13 protein-coding genes are annotated in these 16,410 nt (G+C 36.2%); 10 read left to right on the top strand and 3 right to left on the bottom strand.

Features of this window, described 5'->3' with window-relative positions:
• The first annotated feature begins 74 nt into the window (after positions 1 to 74).
• The 10 genes from FHL06_RS03395 to FHL06_RS03350 all read left to right on the top strand — a co-directional run bounded on the left by FHL06_RS03395 (position 75) and on the right by FHL06_RS03350 (position 10,124).
• A complete protein-coding gene (locus FHL06_RS03395; protein WP_153384873.1) occupies positions 75 to 791 on the top strand; it encodes a GntR family transcriptional regulator in 717 nt (238 codons plus the stop codon).
• Positions 792 to 823: 32 nt separating this feature from the next.
• Positions 824 to 1,312 (top strand): PTS sugar transporter subunit IIB, encoded by a 489-nt coding sequence (locus FHL06_RS03390; RefSeq protein WP_153384837.1) that lies wholly within the window; start codon positions 824 to 826, stop codon positions 1,310 to 1,312.
• A gap of 21 nt (positions 1,313 to 1,333) precedes the next feature.
• Positions 1,334 to 2,275 (top strand): PTS mannose/fructose/sorbose/N-acetylgalactosamine transporter subunit IIC, encoded by a 942-nt coding sequence (locus FHL06_RS03385; protein WP_153384836.1) that lies wholly within the window; start codon positions 1,334 to 1,336, stop codon positions 2,273 to 2,275.
• The gene (locus FHL06_RS03380) at positions 2,262 to 3,077 is read left to right on the top strand and encodes a PTS system mannose/fructose/sorbose family transporter subunit IID (protein WP_153384835.1); all 816 of its coding nucleotides are present in this window, start codon (positions 2,262 to 2,264) and stop codon (positions 3,075 to 3,077) included. The genes FHL06_RS03385 and FHL06_RS03380 overlap by 14 nt, the downstream gene beginning before the upstream one ends.
• A 12-nt stretch (positions 3,078 to 3,089) precedes the next feature.
• On the top strand, positions 3,090 to 3,512 hold the full coding sequence (locus FHL06_RS03375; protein WP_153384834.1) for a PTS sugar transporter subunit IIA: 423 nt from the start codon (positions 3,090 to 3,092) through the stop codon (positions 3,510 to 3,512).
• Positions 3,505 to 5,526: a hypothetical protein gene (locus FHL06_RS03370; RefSeq protein WP_153384833.1), complete on the top strand. Its 2,022-nt coding sequence runs from the start codon at positions 3,505 to 3,507 to the stop codon at positions 5,524 to 5,526. The genes FHL06_RS03375 and FHL06_RS03370 overlap by 8 nt, the downstream gene beginning before the upstream one ends.
• Positions 5,527 to 5,553: 27 nt before the next feature.
• The gene (locus tag FHL06_RS03365) at positions 5,554 to 6,726 is read left to right on the top strand and encodes an SIS domain-containing protein (RefSeq protein ID WP_153384832.1); all 1,173 of its coding nucleotides are present in this window, start codon (positions 5,554 to 5,556) and stop codon (positions 6,724 to 6,726) included.
• A 75-nt stretch (positions 6,727 to 6,801) separates the two neighbouring features.
• Positions 6,802 to 7,962: an N-acetylglucosamine-6-phosphate deacetylase gene (gene nagA, locus FHL06_RS03360; protein WP_153384831.1), complete on the top strand. Its 1,161-nt coding sequence runs from the start codon at positions 6,802 to 6,804 to the stop codon at positions 7,960 to 7,962.
• Positions 7,963 to 8,079: 117 nt separating this feature from the next.
• Entirely contained in the window at positions 8,080 to 9,240 is a 1,161-nt protein-coding gene (gene nagA / locus FHL06_RS03355; protein ID WP_153384830.1) for an N-acetylglucosamine-6-phosphate deacetylase, read from the top strand.
• A gap of 140 nt (positions 9,241 to 9,380) precedes the next feature.
• On the top strand, positions 9,381 to 10,124 hold the full coding sequence (locus FHL06_RS03350) for a glycerophosphodiester phosphodiesterase family protein (protein ID WP_153384829.1): 744 nt from the start codon (positions 9,381 to 9,383) through the stop codon (positions 10,122 to 10,124).
• 438 nt (positions 10,125 to 10,562) lie between these two features.
• On the opposite strand, the gene FHL06_RS03345 is transcribed toward FHL06_RS03350, so the two are convergent.
• From FHL06_RS03345 to FHL06_RS03335, 3 genes are all read right to left on the bottom strand, one after another.
• On the bottom strand, positions 10,563 to 12,554 hold the full coding sequence (locus FHL06_RS03345; protein ID WP_153384828.1) for an Ig-like domain-containing protein: 1,992 nt from the start codon (positions 12,552 to 12,554) through the stop codon (positions 10,563 to 10,565).
• A gap of 106 nt (positions 12,555 to 12,660) precedes the next feature.
• A complete protein-coding gene (locus FHL06_RS03340; RefSeq protein WP_153384827.1) occupies positions 12,661 to 14,625 on the bottom strand; it encodes an Ig-like domain-containing protein in 1,965 nt (654 codons plus the stop codon).
• A 142-nt stretch (positions 14,626 to 14,767) separates the two neighbouring features.
• Entirely contained in the window at positions 14,768 to 16,129 is a 1,362-nt protein-coding gene (locus tag FHL06_RS03335) for a zinc ribbon domain-containing protein (RefSeq protein WP_162000218.1), read from the bottom strand.
• Positions 16,130 to 16,410: the final 281 nt, after the last annotated feature.

The following is a 16,410-nucleotide window of genomic DNA, read 5'->3' as shown; positions in this document are numbered from 1 at the left end:
TTTCGGTTATTGTTTTGCTTAATGTAACCGGATACAATGGTCTTGTGGTTGATACCAGAAAGGATTCGATTCGTATGAAAATTACTCTTCAAGAGCAGTTAATCAACTTGCTGACTAATTACATTCAAACTTTACCAGCCAACGCTAAACTACCTTCTGAGCGAGAAATTGCTCAAAGATATGAGTTGTCTCGGACTACCGTTAGAGCAGCTTTAATGGAGCTCGAAGTTACTGGGATGATTCGCCGTGTTCATGGTAAAGGAACTTTTGTTAATAGAGTTGATCTTAATAGTGATTTGAATAGTAGTTATAGCTTCAACAAGCAAATGATTTCTCTGGGAAAGAAGCCACAAACCAAGATTCTTAGTTTTGAGAGAAAGGAGGCAAATTCGTACTTTGCTAAGAAATTGGAAACTGAAGTGGGTAGCCAAATCATAAAGTTAAAACGGCTTCGATATGCGGATGGTATTCCAGTCATGTTGGAGCGGACTTACCTACCGGTTAGTCATTTCAGTTTGCTGACTGAATCGATGTTGAATAATCGTTCACTGTATTCAGTTTTTTCAAAGGAGTTCAACGAACAAGTGTATTATGCTGATGAATATTTTCTAGCAGGCATTACCAGTGCAGATGACAGTAGATATTTGGACATAAAAGAGGGGACGCCTTGTTTGAATCTTCGCAGGCAAACTTATAATCCACACAATCAAATTATTGAATTCACTTTAAGTGTCGCTAGAAGCGATCAATTTGCTTATCACATTCGACACGATATCAGTAACAAATCCTAAAGAAGAGTAATGAAATTTGGAGGTATAAAGATATGGGTATTATTGCAGTAAGAATTGATGAAAGATTAATTCACGGACAAGTAGCTAATTTATGGACAACAAAGTTGCAAGCATCAAGAATCATGGTAGTTGATAACGAAATTATAAAAAATGATATTCAAAAAACAGCCCTGAAATTAGCTAAACCCGCTGGAGTTAATCTAAGTGTTTTAGGTACAAAGAAATCTTCAGCAAATATCTTAGCCGGTAAATATGAATCACAAAGAGTATTTTTGGTCGTTAAGAAGCCAGAAACACTTGTAGAAATGATCGATAACGGCGTTAAGTTCGATGTAATCAATGTTGGTAATATGTCGCAAAAAGATAATACGCAACATTTGACACAATCGATCAATGTTACAGATGAAGATTACGATGCATTTCAAAAGATTCTTGAAGCAGGGGCCAAAATCACTGCTCAAATGGTTCCAAACGATGACGCCAAAGACTTCACCGGTATCTTAAAAGACTACAAAAAATAGTATTTAATGGGGGATAGAACAATGGAATTTACAGTCGTTCAAATATTGCTTTTGACAGCATATTCTATGTACAACATTTATGATGAATTGCAAATGAACTCTTCATTGAGTCAACCCGTTTGGGCCGGAATGATTTCCGGATTGATCATGGGTGATATGAAGACCGGACTTATCATCGGTGCTGCTTTACAATTGACAGTTTTAGGTGTTGGTACTTTCGGTGGTGCTTCTAAAATCGATGCCAACTCAGGTACAGTTTTAGCCACAGCCTTTTCAGTTGGTACAGGTATGAAAGCTGCTACAGCTGTTGCTGCTATCGGTGTTCCAGTTGCCGCACTTCTTACATCATTTGATATCTTAGCAAGATTTGCTAATACATATTTCCAACACAAAGTTGATAAAGATATTGAAAACTTCAACTACAAAGGAATCGAAAGACACACTATTTTAGGTGCATTGCCATGGTGCTTGTCTCGTGGTATCCCAGTATTCTTAGCTTTAGCTCTAGGTCAAGGTGCCGTTAAGACAATGGTTACATATCTAAATGGCGATTTATCATGGCTCAACACTGGACTACAAACAGCCGGTGCTACACTTCCAGCCGTTGGTTTTGCTATCTTGCTTCACTACTTACCAGTTAAGAAACACATCGCTTACTTGATTCTTGGATTCACAATTACAGCTTTACTTTCAACAATCTTCACAAGCATTCAAACAGTTGGTACAGGTTTAGGTGCCGTAAGTAAATCATTTACAACAACATTCAATGCTTTACCAATGTTAGCTATTGCTTTAATCGGTGGTGCTTTTGCCATTATCCAATACAAGAAGTCAATGGCTAAATTGAACTCAGCTCCAGCTGCTGGCACGAAGAATGACTCAGGTTCTGCTGACGAAGATGAAGACGAAGACGATGAATTTGAAGACGCTGATGGGGAGGTTGAAGGCGATGAAGAAGAATAAAGAGTATCAACTAACTAAAAAAGATTTTAAACAAATCAATAAACGTAGCTTGTTTGGTTTCCAAATGGGTTGGAACTACGAAAGAATGCAGGCCTCAGGTTACTTGTACACAATCTTGCCACAACTTAGAAAAATCTATGGCGATGGTACTCCTGAACTAAAAGAAGCCATGAAGACTCACAACCAATTCTTTAACACAAGTAACTTCTTCAACACGATTATCACAGGTATCGATCTTGCCATTGAAGGTAAGGAAGGTGCTGATTCACTTGATACCGTTGCTGGTATTAAGACAGGTCTTATGGGACCATTTGCTGCTATTGGTGATTCGCTTTTCGCTGCTTTAGTACCAACAATTATGGGTGCTATTGCTGCTACGATGGCTTCACAAGGTAATCCTATTGGATTATTCCTTTGGTTAGCTGTCAACATTGCTATCATGGTTTTCCGTTGGAAACAATTGCACTTCGCTTATACAAGAGGTACAAAACTAGTTTCAGAAATGCAAGGTCAATTGAATGCTTTGACAGACGCCGCCACTTTACTAGGTGTCTTCATCGTTGGAGCTTTGATTGCAAGTATGATCAATATTCAAGTTCCACTGGTTGCACACTTAGGTAAAGTTTCATTAAGTGTTCAAAATAACATTGATATGATTCTTCCAAAGCTTGTTCCAGCTGCAGTCGTAGGTCTTGTTTACTGGCTACTTGGTAAGAAAGGCATGACTTCAACAAAAGTTATCTTTATCGTTATTATCTTCGCTGTTGCACTTTCAGCAATCGGCGTACTTGGTAAAATCTAGGAGGATTTAATTATGGCATTAATCTTGATGAGTCATGGAAACATGGCAATTGAAACTTTAAAATCAGCAGAATTAATTATCGGCGAACTACCAGAAACAACCGCCTTAGGACTTCAAAAGTCAGATGGACCTGAAACTCTTAAAGCTAAAGTAGAAACAGAAATCAAAAAGTATTATGGCAAAGAGCCAGTCTTCTTGATTGTTGACTTACTCGGTGGCACACCAGGAAACGTCGCTGTTAGTTTGACCCAAGACTATCCTGAAATGCATGTTATCTCAGGCTTGAATCTACCAATGGTCATTAACTATGCTAATCAAAAATTTATCGGTACAGATATTAAAGTAGACGACATTATGAAGGAAGGAAAAGATGGCATCGTCGATGTCAATGCCTTCATCAAAGCCGATTCCGATGAGGACGATGAGGATGAGTAATCCAAATCCATATCGTTATACTTTAAGACTCGCAATTGATAAAAATATTTATGATGCTGATAAAAAACAGAAATTAATTGATTTTGTCAAAAAAGCTCATATTTCTGATGTTGCCTTTTTCCTAAATCAAGAAGAGTTGTCAGATACACATATTACTTTAGATAAAGCCAAAGAGTTAATTAAAAATGTTGATGAAATCAGTCAACCAATTAAAGAATTAGGTATTACCGTCAGCTTAAATCCGTGGACGACCTTGAACCACTCTGATCGCGGGATTCCTTTGAAAAAAGAACTCGATATCAAACCAATGGTCAATTACCAAGGTGTAAAGAGTCTTTCAATGGCTTGTCCAGGATACGCAGGCTTTGGGGAATACATTAGTAAAATCTATGCCATTTGGGCTAGTATCAAACCACATGAATTGTGGCTTGAAGATGACTTTAGACATTATAAGAATGCACCATTTGCTTTGGGATGTTTTTGTGAAGATCACATGAAGCGTTATAACGATGCTTTAGGAACAAACTTGTCCCGTCAAGAATTCGTCGACTTGATGTTTAAAGGTGGCGAAAATAAATATCGTAATGCCTATTTAAAAGTTGCTCGTGAAGAAATTTTACAAGTAGCACACTTGATTGAACAAAGAGTTCATGAAGTGTCACCCGAGACTACTTTAGGATTAATGAGTTCTTGGCCAGAAGTTCACGCCTTAGAAGGTCGAGATTGGCAAAAATTGCTAGATGAATTAAGCGGTCCAGATACTCCTGCAGTATCAAGGCCACACTTGCCAGCTTATAACGAAGTTAGTCCACAACAATACGCACGTGATTTTGAAAAATATACCGTGGCAACCAGAACGGAAATTGGACCACGTCACAAGATTTATCCAGAGATGGAAAGTTTCTTGTATTCTCCCTACGCTAAATCTAACAAGTTTACGCAATTTCAATTAGATACCACAAGTTTAGTTCATGCCAATGGCGTCTTGTTGAATATGTTTAGCATGATGGGTGATGGGATAAATCAAACATACCACTACGATTCATTGCTCAATTCGGACAAGGAATTCCTAGACTTCTTGAATGAGTTTGGCATTGATTTAGAGAATCGCTGTGGAATCGTTATTCCAATGAATCAAGATGTTGTCAAAGCAAAAGTTGATACTACGGATACGTTAGAAGGGTTGATGGCTTCGCAGACGCAGTGGCTCGAATTGCTCTCAACAATGGGATTTGCAATGAAGCCAATTAATTTTATTGATCAGGAAATCAAAAATAAGACTGTAGCTGTGACCGGAAACTTTTTAAATACTTTAGCAAATGAACAAATCGAACAACTTTTTAAACGTAATTTTATTTTGTTGGACGGAGATGCTGTTGAGGTCTTAAATGAATGTCATTTGTTGAAGTTAATCAATGCTAGATCAATTGAAATTTTGAAAAATCGTAGCGGACAACAATCTTTTGAACAATTCGATAACGAAACGATATCTGGCATCAACAATCCTAGATTGACGATGCTTACACACACGGGTGATTACGTAAAAATTGATTATGCAATGCCGGTAACAGTTCACTCTTCAGCTTATAATCGCTTTGAAAAAAAGTTGGGTTCTGTCACAGTTAGCGATGACAAATTCTATTGTCTGCCAATGATGGATTCAGCAAAGTATGGCTGGCAAGCACAATATACGGATATCCGTGAGGGAGATTTGAAACAGTTTTTTGAAGAGCAATTGAGCGTGCCTCATCTTGTCGATATGTACAATTGCAAATTAGTGATTGATTCAGCACAAACGACGATGATTATTAGTAATTGGTCGATTGATGATGTTTCTGGAATCAATTTCTTCTTAAAAGATCGTAATGTGAAGAAGGTATCCCTAACTTATCGAGATATAGATAATCAAATGAAAAACAAAGTCTTAGATGTCCAACTGGATTCTAAAGGAATCTACCACATCGACTTTAATCTAAGGGAATTGATGGTCGTTCACATTAAATTTTTAGATTAAAAATTAATAGAGAAAGGATTCAAAACAATGTTTACAAAAACTGATGAAGAATTAGAAGAAATGGGTGCAAAAATTACGACCCGTGAAATTCAACAACAACCAGATTTATGGCAAGAAGCTTTCAAAAATTATACTGATAAAAAATCAGAGATAGATAACTTTATAGATAAAATCATTTCCACTTACCCCACTCAAAAAATTCGTGTTATCTTCACTGGTGCCGGAACTTCTGCCTATGTTGGCGATACTTTAAGACCATACTTGAATCGTGTTGGCGATACAGCTCATTTTGTTTTTGAGAGCATTCCTACAACAGATATTGTGTCCGCTCCTCTGGATAATCTAAGAAGTGACGACCCAACAATCCTGGTTTTATTTGCGAGAAGCGGCAATAGTCCTGAAAGTGTAGCTACGGTTGATTTAGCTGAAAAAATCGTGAAGAATCTTTTCCAAATCACGATCACTTGTGCTCCAGAAGGCCATTTAGCTAAAAAAGCTGAAAACGAAGATGCCAATCTCTTATTGCTACAACCAGCACTTTCAAATGATAAAGGTTTTGCCATGACAGGAAGCTTTTCTTGTATGACTCTCACAGCTGCTTTGATTTTTGACACAAATGATGAAGATAAAAAGTCAGACTGGGTCAAAACAATGATTAAAATGGGTCAAGAAGTTATCAGTCGTGAGGATGAAATTCAAGCTTATGCCGATCTTGATTACAACCGAATTACTTATTTAGGTAGTGGTTCATTATCAGGCTTGACTCGTGAAGCTCAATTGAAGGTTCTTGAATTGACGGCTGGTGAATTAACGACCATCTTTGATTCATCAATGGGCTTTCGTCATGGTCCTAAATCCTACGTTAACACCCGGACTATCGTCTTCGATTTCTTAAATAATGATAAGTACACACGTCAATACGACGTTGATATTTTGGAAGAAATCAAAGGTGACGATATTTGTGAAGAAGTTGTCGGTGTAGGTACGAGTGGTGATAATAATTTCTCTGGCAGCAACTTCTTGATTGAAAGTGGCGACAAAGATTTGCCTGAACTTTATCAAGCTTTGCCAGATGTTATCTTTGCACAAACATTTGCTTTGATGAATTCAATTAAAGTTAAGAATACGCCAGACACTCCTTCAGCAAGCGGAACAGTTAACCGTGTCGTTAAAGGTGTCACGATTCACGATTACGAATAATGATTTTTATCCAAAAAGGTTGAAACATTATGTGTTTCAGCCTTTTCTTTAAGACAGAAATTAAGGAGATTTAAAATGTCATATTATATTCATGCTAAAAAGTTCTTTTTGAAAAATACTACTGAAAATGGTGGCTATCTCGAAGTTACTGACGATGGCAAGTTTGGCCAATTTTATACAGCAGAAGATGAAAAGCCTGCTGGGAAAATCGTTGATTATGCTGATAAATTCATTGCGCCAGGTTTAGTTGATACTCACATTCATGGATTAGTTGGCCACGATGTGATGGATGATGATTTTGATAAGTTGAATGAAATGTCAGAAGGTCTTCTAAAGGCTGGGGTAACTTCATGGCTGCCAACAACTTTGACAGCTTCACATGATCAATTGCTAAGCATCTGTCATACGATTGGCGATAACTACAAAAAAGCTACTGGTGCTAAGATTCGAGGTATCCATTTTGAAGGACCTTTCTATACAGAAAAACACAAGGGTGCTCAAAATCCTAAGTACTTCAGAGATCCAGATGTTGCTGAATTCAATGACTGGCAAGATGCTGCTCATGGATTAATCAAGAAAATTTCTATTGCTCCAGAAAGAAAAGGCTCAGCTGAATTTGTTAAAGAAGTTGCCTCTGATGATGTTGCAGTTTACTTGGGCCACAGCGATGCTACTTTTGAACAAGCTAAAGCCTGTGTTGAAGCTGGTGCTACTGGATTTACGCACACGTATAATGGAATGAGCGGTTTAAATCACCGTTTACCTGGAATGGTCGGTGCAGCACTTTCCATGCATCTAGTAGATGACGAATTGATTTGCGATGGCCATCACGTTAACCCTTATGCTGCTCGAATCGTCATTGAAAAGAAAACACCAGAACATGTAGCTTTGATTACTGATTGTATGCGTGCTGGATTGATGCCAGATGGCGACTATGTTCTTGGTGAACTACCAGTTGTTGTCGCTGATGGGACTGCCAAATTAAAACAAGCACCACATAGTTTAGCTGGTAGTATCTTGTTGTTGAAAGACGCTATTAAAAATGTTGTCGACTGGAATATTGCCACAGATGAAGAAGCTGTTGAAATGGCAAGTTACACAGCAGCCAAGAGTTCAAAAGTTCTTGATAAATGTGGAATCATTGCTCAAGGTCGGGATGCTGATTTCATTGTCTTAGATGATGATATGACTTTGTCAGAAACATACTTGGACGGAATTTCTAGATATCAAGCTTAGAAGTGAATAAAAAATGGAGATGAGAATTAATTATCTCCATTTTTTAATTATCTTCGTGGTATAGACCGATATAAAATGCTATAATATACATGTTAAAATTAGTAAGGAGACTAGATTATGTCATATTATATTCATGCTAAGAAATTCTTTTTAAAAAACACAACTGAAAACGGTGGCTACCTAGAAGTTACTGATGACGGTAAGTTTGGTAAATTCTTTACTACAGAAGATGAAAAGCCTGAAGGCAAAATTGTTGATTATTCTGACAAATTTATCGCCCCAGGTCTTGTTGATACTCACATCCACGGTCTTGTTGGACACGATGTAATGGATGATGACTTTAACAAATTGAATGAAATGTCAGAGGGCCTTTTGAAGGCTGGTGTAACTTCATGGTTGCCAACAACTTTGACAGCATCACACGACCAACTTAAGCACATCTGCCAAACAATCGGCGATAACTACAAGAAGGCCACTGGTGCTAAAATCCAAGGTATCCATTTTGAAGGACCTTTCTACACAGAAAAACACAAAGGTGCTCAAAATCCTAAGTATTTCAGAGATCCAGATGCTGAAGAATTCAAGGATTGGCAAGATGCTGCTCACGGCATGATTAAGAAAATCTCAATTGCTCCAGAAAGAAAAGGTGCTCCAGAATTTGTAAAAGAAGTTGCCTCTGATGACGTTGCAGTTTACTTAGGACACAGTGATGCTACTTTTGAACAAGCAAAGGCTTGTGTCGAAGCAGGCGCTACAGGATTCACACATACATATAACGGTATGAGTGGCTTGAATCACCGTCTTCCTGGGATGGTTGGTGCAGCACTTTCCATGCATCTAGTAGATGACGAATTAATTTGCGATGGTCACCATGTTAACCCATTTGCAGCTAGAATCGTTATTGAAAAGAAAGGCGCAGAACATGTTGCCTTGATTACTGATTGTATGCGTGCCGGCTTAATGCCAGATGGCGATTACGTTCTTGGTGAATTACCAGTTGTCGTTGCTGATGGAACAGCTAGATTAAAGGATGAAACACACAACTTGGCTGGTAGTATCTTACTATTAAAAGACGCTATCAAGAATGTTGTTGACTGGAACATCGCTACAGACGAAGAAGCTGTAGAAATGGCAAGTTATACAGCAGCTAAGAGTTCAAAAGTACTTGATAAGTGTGGTATCATCGCTGAAGGTAGAGATGCTGATTTCATTGTCTTAGATAATGATATGACATTATCAGAAACATTCTTAGACGGTGTTTCAAGATACCAAGCCTAAGAAAAATAGTACACTGAAAAGATATGTTTAAACCGATATAAAAAAGCTTAAAAAGCAATAAAACCGAGGGTTACAAATTGTAACCTCGGTTTTTTAGCTCCTTGCTCTTTGATGTATACTCTATTTAATGGAGGATTATGATGGATAAAAAAATTATTGCTCATAGAGGAATACCGACTTTGGCGCCGGAAAATACCATGGCTTCATTTAACGTGGTAGTAAACCAAGATGTTAAATGGATTGAAACTGATTTAAGTATTACTAAAGACGAAAAAGTTTTTGTAATTCATGATGATAAATTGAACCGAACAACAAATCAATCTGGTTCAATTGAAACAGTAGATAGTTCAGATGTTTTGAATGCCGATGCAGGGTACTGGTTTGCGGAGAGATTCCGTGGCGAAAAGGTACCAACGTTGGATCAACTAATTGATTTTCTTAATATCCACAAAGTCAATGCTAATATCGAGCTAAAAGGAGTTGTAGGGGACAACGCTAATTATTTAGCTGATAAATTAGTTGAAAAATTTGCTGAAGCCTTAGATAACTTGGACGATCATGTAGATTTAATTATCTCTAGTTTTAATCCAATTATGCTCGAAAAAATGTATAAATTGCGTCCTAATTTGAAGTACGCTGTCTTATTCAGTCGTGAAACTTTGGGTGATGACTGGAATTTGGTTATGCAAGCTTGCCATGCCAAAATTGTTCATCCAGATAGTTCCGGCTTAACTCAAGCCAAATTGGAACAAATGAAAGATTATGGCTATGAAGTCAACGTTTGGACAGTCGATGATGTTAACCGTGCCCAAGAATTGCTTAAATGGGGTGCTGATGGAATAATTACTAATATTGCTGATCGCATGTTATTTTTAGAAAAGTAAAATAAAACTAAAAGACCTCGGAATTTCAGTTAAAAACTGATTTATTCCGGGGTCTTTATTGTCTAGACTAATTTGTGTTTTTGGAGGATTCGTTACGAAAATTAATAGCTTACTGAATTTAAAAGGGAGCAGAAGCTGACTCCAAATACGAGGTTTACGAATTAACATTGATTGATACTACAAAATCTAAATTTCTTTTGATTTTGTCTCATCTCGATTCAACCCAATTTTTTAGAACTAATCCCATTCGAATTGCATCTACCTTAATTACGATTAATTAATCGGTGACGTCTTGGTCGACGCAAGCTTACTTTCGTAAGGCTAAGAGAAACTGGAACTACTCTTAATAGTTTCTATTTCTCCTACCTTTTAGTATAAACATTCAAAGACTTTATCCAATGAAAAACTTGCCAATCGTACTCTATGTAAAGTTTTGTGCTAGATACTATCTTTGATAATCCAATTTAAAGTTGCGGAATAATTACCTTGTTTTGGAGTCCGTTCCTTTAAGTAAAGTAACAAGCCTTCTTCTTTATCCCACTTGATTGATTTTAAAGGCTGGTCTTTTTGAGATTTCGTAACTAAGACTTGAGTATTTAAGATATTTTGATAATTTTCTTTTTGATAAAAGCGCAAGTCAGAATTAAGAATCTTTTTATCATTAGTTTGTAAGGGTTCAGACTGGTTTAGAAAAATACTGACAGGACGTTTATTTCGCCGCTGATCATCAACATCGACAATATTTTCAGGAGCATTGTTTTGCTTGAGACGGTATTTTAGAGGACTAAATAAAGAATTATTTGAAATTTGAATTTGTTCAAAAAAGATATTTTTGAACTTTAATCCAATCTTATTGGTAGTGTAGTCAAAATGCAGTTGTTGACTACGATTGCTGTAAGATTCATCTTTTGTAGTTTTTCCGGAAAAATTGATGGTGGAATCAAAAGAAGTTTTTCGAGAAATATTGGGAGTAATTGTTGAAATTTCAATTTTTCTTTCTTTTGTACTAGGAATTGAGTTGATTTTCAAATGAAGGGTTCCATCTATTTGGCCTATTGAATAGTCTTCACTTGGAACTTGAATGTCATCTAATTTTATATAATTGATATTGGTATTAGGGAGAAGTGGTAAATCTAAATTTGAATTGGGGAAATCTGCAACACTGATGTTATTTAAGGCTATCTGATAAGTTATCTTGTCTCCAGTGGCAATGTTAGTCAATTGCTGATCAGTATCTTGTTGGTCTTGATATGTTTGGTTCAAAATTTTAGTAGAAATATCAACCTTAGGTTCTTTTGAGAGGAGAACAGTTAAAGTTGCTTCGTTTGTTTTGAAAGTTTTTTCGATTTTTTTATCTTTGATAGTAATTATTTTCTTGTTGATATTAATCTTTGCAAAATATTTATTCTGATTATTTTTTAAATCTGGATTTGAAATCTGTATAAAAGTTTGATTTTTTGAGGAGGGAATTGACTTGACCGTATTAGTTGAGTTATCTCGATAAAACCAATCAACAGTAAAATTACCATTAGTAATATTGTCTTTAAGAAATTGGCCAAGTTCTAAATTAAATGTTGCCGTTTGATTAACATTAACTGTTTTTTCATCCAATCCACCACCAATTTTTATATTAGTGGAAGCACTTTTTGGTTGATTTTGTTTATCTTTTCGTGAAATACGTTCAGAAGAATTATCGGCATCGTCAATCGTTCCAGTGATTTTGACTGTACCAGGTTTATTGTTTTTATTAGCAGTGATTTTACCATTTGAATCAATAGTTGCTAATTTAGGATCATCAGTCGACCATTTTATTTTCCCTGTAGCATTTTTTGGTGTTTGCATTCCAAAAGCTTTTGTCGTTGTGGGTAAAAAATCACTATTATGGTTAAGCAGGTAATTAGAATCAGTTGATATGGTTAAGCTCAATGTTGGAATAGGATTAGGTACTACATGAACTGTAGCAACTTTAGAATTAATAGAACCTATACTTTTAGATATGTAGAAAAAATCAGATTTAACTTGATATTTAAAGTCACCAACTTTATTGGTATCAACTTTTAAAGAACTAGTATTTTTAGATTGATTGATCTTTTTCCAATGAAAGCCATCTTCACTCATTCCCCAAGAATATTCGATAGATGGAAAAGGGTAAAAAAATGGATGTTTTCCTTGAACATTTAAACTTAGAGATTGACCAAGCGGAACATAATAATCGGATTTCAATTGTGGATCAAAATAAAAATGAAGAAATTCAAACCATGAATATTTCGGTGTTTCTGGATAAGGGAAACCTGCAGATTGTGATGCCTTTAAAATAGTATCTGATTTAGCAATATGAATCTCCGTAGTTGAAAAGCCTAAAATAACAATATGAAAAAATAATAAAGGCCAAAGAAATTTTCGCTTTTTAAAATATTTTGGCGATAACATAAAAATTCCTCCTAAGATGTCTATACCAATAAAGAGTATATCCAATTCAGGAGGAATTTATTTGCAAAAATGGAATTTAAGTTTTTATGTCGAAAAATTAGTAGAATTATAGACTGTTTTCAAAATTCCACGTTAGGGTAGTAGAATATTTGCCAGCTTTAAAACCGATTGAACTGTCATAGGATAATAAGAGACCATCTTTCTTATCCCAAGAAATAGATTCAAATTTATCATCTTGTTCAACTTGTTGCACAGGTACTTTATTGTTTAAAACATCTAGATAGTTTCCATTTTCATAGTACCGAAGACTTACAGGTAGAGTATTTCCATAAGCATCAGTAAACGGAGTATTTTGAGAGACGAAAACTTTCAATTTCTTTTTATCGCGCCGCTCGTCATTTCCATCAACGATATTATTGGGAGCGTTACTTTCACTAGGGCGGTATTGCAGGCCTTTTTGCCCATAAGCATGAATCGTTCCGAAGTCGATATCTTGAACGTCAGCTTTGATTTGGTTGGACAAATAGTTGATTGTTTCTGAAGTTCCTTCTTGACGATAGACGACGCCATCATTGTCAGTTCCATAAACGTATGGCGTGAATTGGAAACTGGAACTTTCGGTAATGTTTGTAGCACTTGTCGAAACTTGAATGTCCTTATTCCCACTGACAGGGATATCACCAATATCAATTACTAAATTATCATTATCGCCTTGATTAACAATTGAATATTGGTCGGATGATATAGCTTTGTCGTCGACTTTAACTGAGTTTACAACAGTTCCTTTTTTCAATGGCAAAACGTAAAAACCATCTTTTAGTAATCCTTCAGTACTTTTATTAGTCAAAGTATCATGGTAAGTAACTTCATCATCAGTAATTACGTCGTGCAGTTCATGTTCTGTATTGTCTTCATGAGAGTAAGTTTGATTGAGCATAGAATTATTGATTTGAATATCAGGTGTTCCTGCCGGGATGACGGTTAACTTAGCTTTGTTTGAGGTAATAGTTTTAGTTATTTTACCGGTTTTCAAAGTAACGATGGCTTGGAAATATGAACCGTCGTCACTAATAGTATTTTTATCGGTCGTATAACTTGTATCTTGACCGCTGGATACAAGTACTTTCGTATCAGAATTTGGAGCATACTTGTACCAATCAACGGTTACGGAACCAGAGTTCTCATCTTCATCATCGCTACTGCCACCAGTATTTCCTCTTAAAGTGAAAGTAGCTGTTTGACCTGATTTAACAGTTTGATCATCGAGTCCACCACCAATGTGAACCATTACTGAATCACTGATATTTGGACTATTGGTGTTGGTCATTGTGGCTGTAACTTTTACATCACCAGATAAACCCTTATTATTGGCGGTGATTTTACCATCTTCATCAATTGTGGCTAAAGAGGTATCGTCAACTGACCAAGTTAGTTCGCCAGTAGCATTATTTGGCGTTGGCTTAGCATGAGCAAAAGTTGTATTTGATAACTCGTCGCTAGTGTTGTAGAGGTAATCATCATCAACTGTCACATCTAATGACCGTGCATCAACTGGTTCTGGTAAAGCATGAACAGCGGCAACTTGTGAGTAGATATGCGTTTTAAACAGGGGCGTAAGTAATGTGTAGTATTGAGTATCCAGTTGATACCAAACGGTTCCCACTTCTGTTGGCGTGACAGTCATATTTTTCTTATAACCATTATCGCTTTTACTAACTTCAGTCCATTTCTTGCCATCAGTCGATTTCCACCAGCGATAATGGGCACTATCAAATAGCCCTAAAAGAACTGACCAGACAGATCTTCCAGCATCGGTTCTTAAGGTAACAGGTGAATTGACCGTGGTATAAGAATCGGCATTAGGTTGAAGTCCATAACCATTAGAAAGCCAAATTCCTAAAAATTTCACGGGATCGTTATTTGGCTTAAATTTAGGTGTCACGACGACTTCTTCATCATCTGCCTGAACGGATTTTTGTGATGATGAAGCTGACGAAGCGATTAAAAGTATCAAAGGAATCAACAATAGTAAAAATAATTTTAATTTATTACTTTTATGATTTTTCTTCATAAAATAACCTCCGATACACTTATATAAAATAAGTATATCAGAGGATAATTAGGTAATGATTCTAAATATTATGAATTTATTTATTAAAAAGTGAATAAAAAATACCTTTTCATTATTAAATTAACAATGAAAAGGTATTTTATTAAATTCGTTTTGGACGTAATGAGTACGCCATTACTAATGAAACTACTGAAGTGAGAATTAGAACATAAAAACTAGTTCCAAAAGAACCACTTGTTGTTACAGCAACTTGGCCAGTGATAGCACTTGAATTTACTACTCCGGCATAAAGAATTGCATAAAGAGCGGCGTAGAGAATCGTTGGCAATAGAGTGAAGATTCTTGTTATACGAATACTTCCACGTGATCTGAAACAACCAGCAATCAAAGCAATAACAGGCGACATAAAGCAAATCAAGCGAATTGCTGAAAAACCATTAGTAATCCAAGTGTTTTGAGCACCAAGGTTAGCTGTATAGTTAGCAGCGTTGGCAATGGTACTTGATAGTGAAAGGCCATCTAGAAATGGACCACTGATTGAAGCAACAAAACCAATGATTGAGGCTACAATAATGACTTTTTGCCGAGTTGTTTTTCTATTAGGCTTCAATCTTTCAGCTGCTCGGTCGTATTTTTCATGTTTCTTTTGATGAGCAGGGCGTGCTTGATAATCAGAATTTGGTGTTTGGGAATTGTCAGGATTTGAATTAGAGTCTTTTTTAAGAGAAGTCTCTTTTTTCAAAGCCTTATTCGCACCTAATTCATTACCATGTCCTAATTGCGATAAGAGGAACCAAGCAATAATAGCAATTGCTAAACCAACAAAACCATAATTTCTTTTTACTACCAATAAAATTGCAAGGATAATTACTACAAAAATACTGATATAAGCGTTATTCTTCGCAAATTTGATCATGTTATGGATGAGACCATCATTAGGGTCGACCTCTTCAGCTTTTATCTTAGCTTGTGCGGCACGACGTTCACTTTCTGTTGGTCCAAAAGGATCTTTGATTGGATCCTTGATGGGGTCTTCATAAGTATTATGATGTGTTTCTTCTTGAGCTTTTTTGTATGGCTTTTGTGAAATTGGATTGAAGTCATTTTTACTATAGACTTGAGTCTTATCATCAATTGGTTCATCAGCACTTGTCTTGCTGAAAGAAGAACGATTTGAAGTGGTTGTTGATTTGTTAAAAGTCTTCATTTCAGGTTCTGGATCAGGACGAGGTGTTGAATTGTGATTTGGATGGTCAAAAGATCCATATTCACGTTGTTGAGCAGGGGCTTGTTGTAAAGGAGCCTCTTTTTTAGTGTCCTTTTTTTCAGGTTCTTCTTGATTTAATTCATTTTCGATTTCAGACAATGAACGAATGGTGTCATCATCTTTTGGTTCACTAGTAGTTTTTGTATCTTGTGTAGATTTCTTTTTTAGGGCGTAGCCGCAGTTATCACAAAATTTCTGATCTGGATCGACTTTATGGCCACAATTTGGACAAAACATTTTTTGCATTCCTCCATTATGTTGACAAAATAAGTATACAAGACAACCCATTTTATAGGAAGACATTCAGCGAAAGTTCACAGAAATGTCACATGTTGTATATCCGAATCTTAATTATACAAAATATTCTTAGAGTTTGCTTAAAAAAATAAAATTATATAATAAAAAACCTCACCTATCGGGAAGAATAAGTGAGGAAAACGATTGTTGGTTTTGTATTAGTCAAACTTTTAGGTATGGAAAATGTTAGATATTGGTCATTGCAGGGAGAACAGCTGGAT

This window comes from Companilactobacillus halodurans (genome assembly GCF_009600985.1).
Classification (GTDB): Bacteria; Bacillota; Bacilli; order Lactobacillales; family Lactobacillaceae; genus Companilactobacillus; species Companilactobacillus halodurans.
The sequence above is the reverse complement of the archived record's forward strand: the minus strand, read 5'-3'. Positions and strand labels throughout refer to the sequence as shown.

Excerpts from the sequence above, each read along its gene's own strand:
- FHL06_RS03395 (WP_153384873.1), top strand. The coding sequence starts at position 75 with ATGAAAATTACTCTTCAAGAGCAGTTAATCAACTTGCTGACTAATTAC.
- FHL06_RS03390 (WP_153384837.1), top strand. The coding sequence starts at position 824 with ATGGGTATTATTGCAGTAAGAATTGATGAAAGATTAATTCACGGACAA.
- FHL06_RS03385 (WP_153384836.1), top strand. The coding sequence starts at position 1,334 with ATGGAATTTACAGTCGTTCAAATATTGCTTTTGACAGCATATTCTATG.
- FHL06_RS03380 (WP_153384835.1), top strand. The coding sequence starts at position 2,262 with ATGAAGAAGAATAAAGAGTATCAACTAACTAAAAAAGATTTTAAACAA.
- FHL06_RS03375 (WP_153384834.1), top strand. The coding sequence starts at position 3,090 with ATGGCATTAATCTTGATGAGTCATGGAAACATGGCAATTGAAACTTTA.
- FHL06_RS03370 (WP_153384833.1), top strand. The coding sequence starts at position 3,505 with ATGAGTAATCCAAATCCATATCGTTATACTTTAAGACTCGCAATTGAT.
- FHL06_RS03365 (WP_153384832.1), top strand. The coding sequence starts at position 5,554 with ATGTTTACAAAAACTGATGAAGAATTAGAAGAAATGGGTGCAAAAATT.
- nagA (WP_153384831.1), top strand. The coding sequence starts at position 6,802 with ATGTCATATTATATTCATGCTAAAAAGTTCTTTTTGAAAAATACTACT.
- nagA (WP_153384830.1), top strand. The coding sequence starts at position 8,080 with ATGTCATATTATATTCATGCTAAGAAATTCTTTTTAAAAAACACAACT.
- FHL06_RS03350 (WP_153384829.1), top strand. The coding sequence starts at position 9,381 with ATGGATAAAAAAATTATTGCTCATAGAGGAATACCGACTTTGGCGCCG.
- FHL06_RS03345 (WP_153384828.1), bottom strand. The coding sequence starts at position 12,554 with ATGTTATCGCCAAAATATTTTAAAAAGCGAAAATTTCTTTGGCCTTTA.
- FHL06_RS03340 (WP_153384827.1), bottom strand. The coding sequence starts at position 14,625 with ATGAAGAAAAATCATAAAAGTAATAAATTAAAATTATTTTTACTATTG.
- FHL06_RS03335 (WP_162000218.1), bottom strand. The coding sequence starts at position 16,129 with ATGTTTTGTCCAAATTGTGGCCATAAAGTCGATCCAGATCAGAAATTT.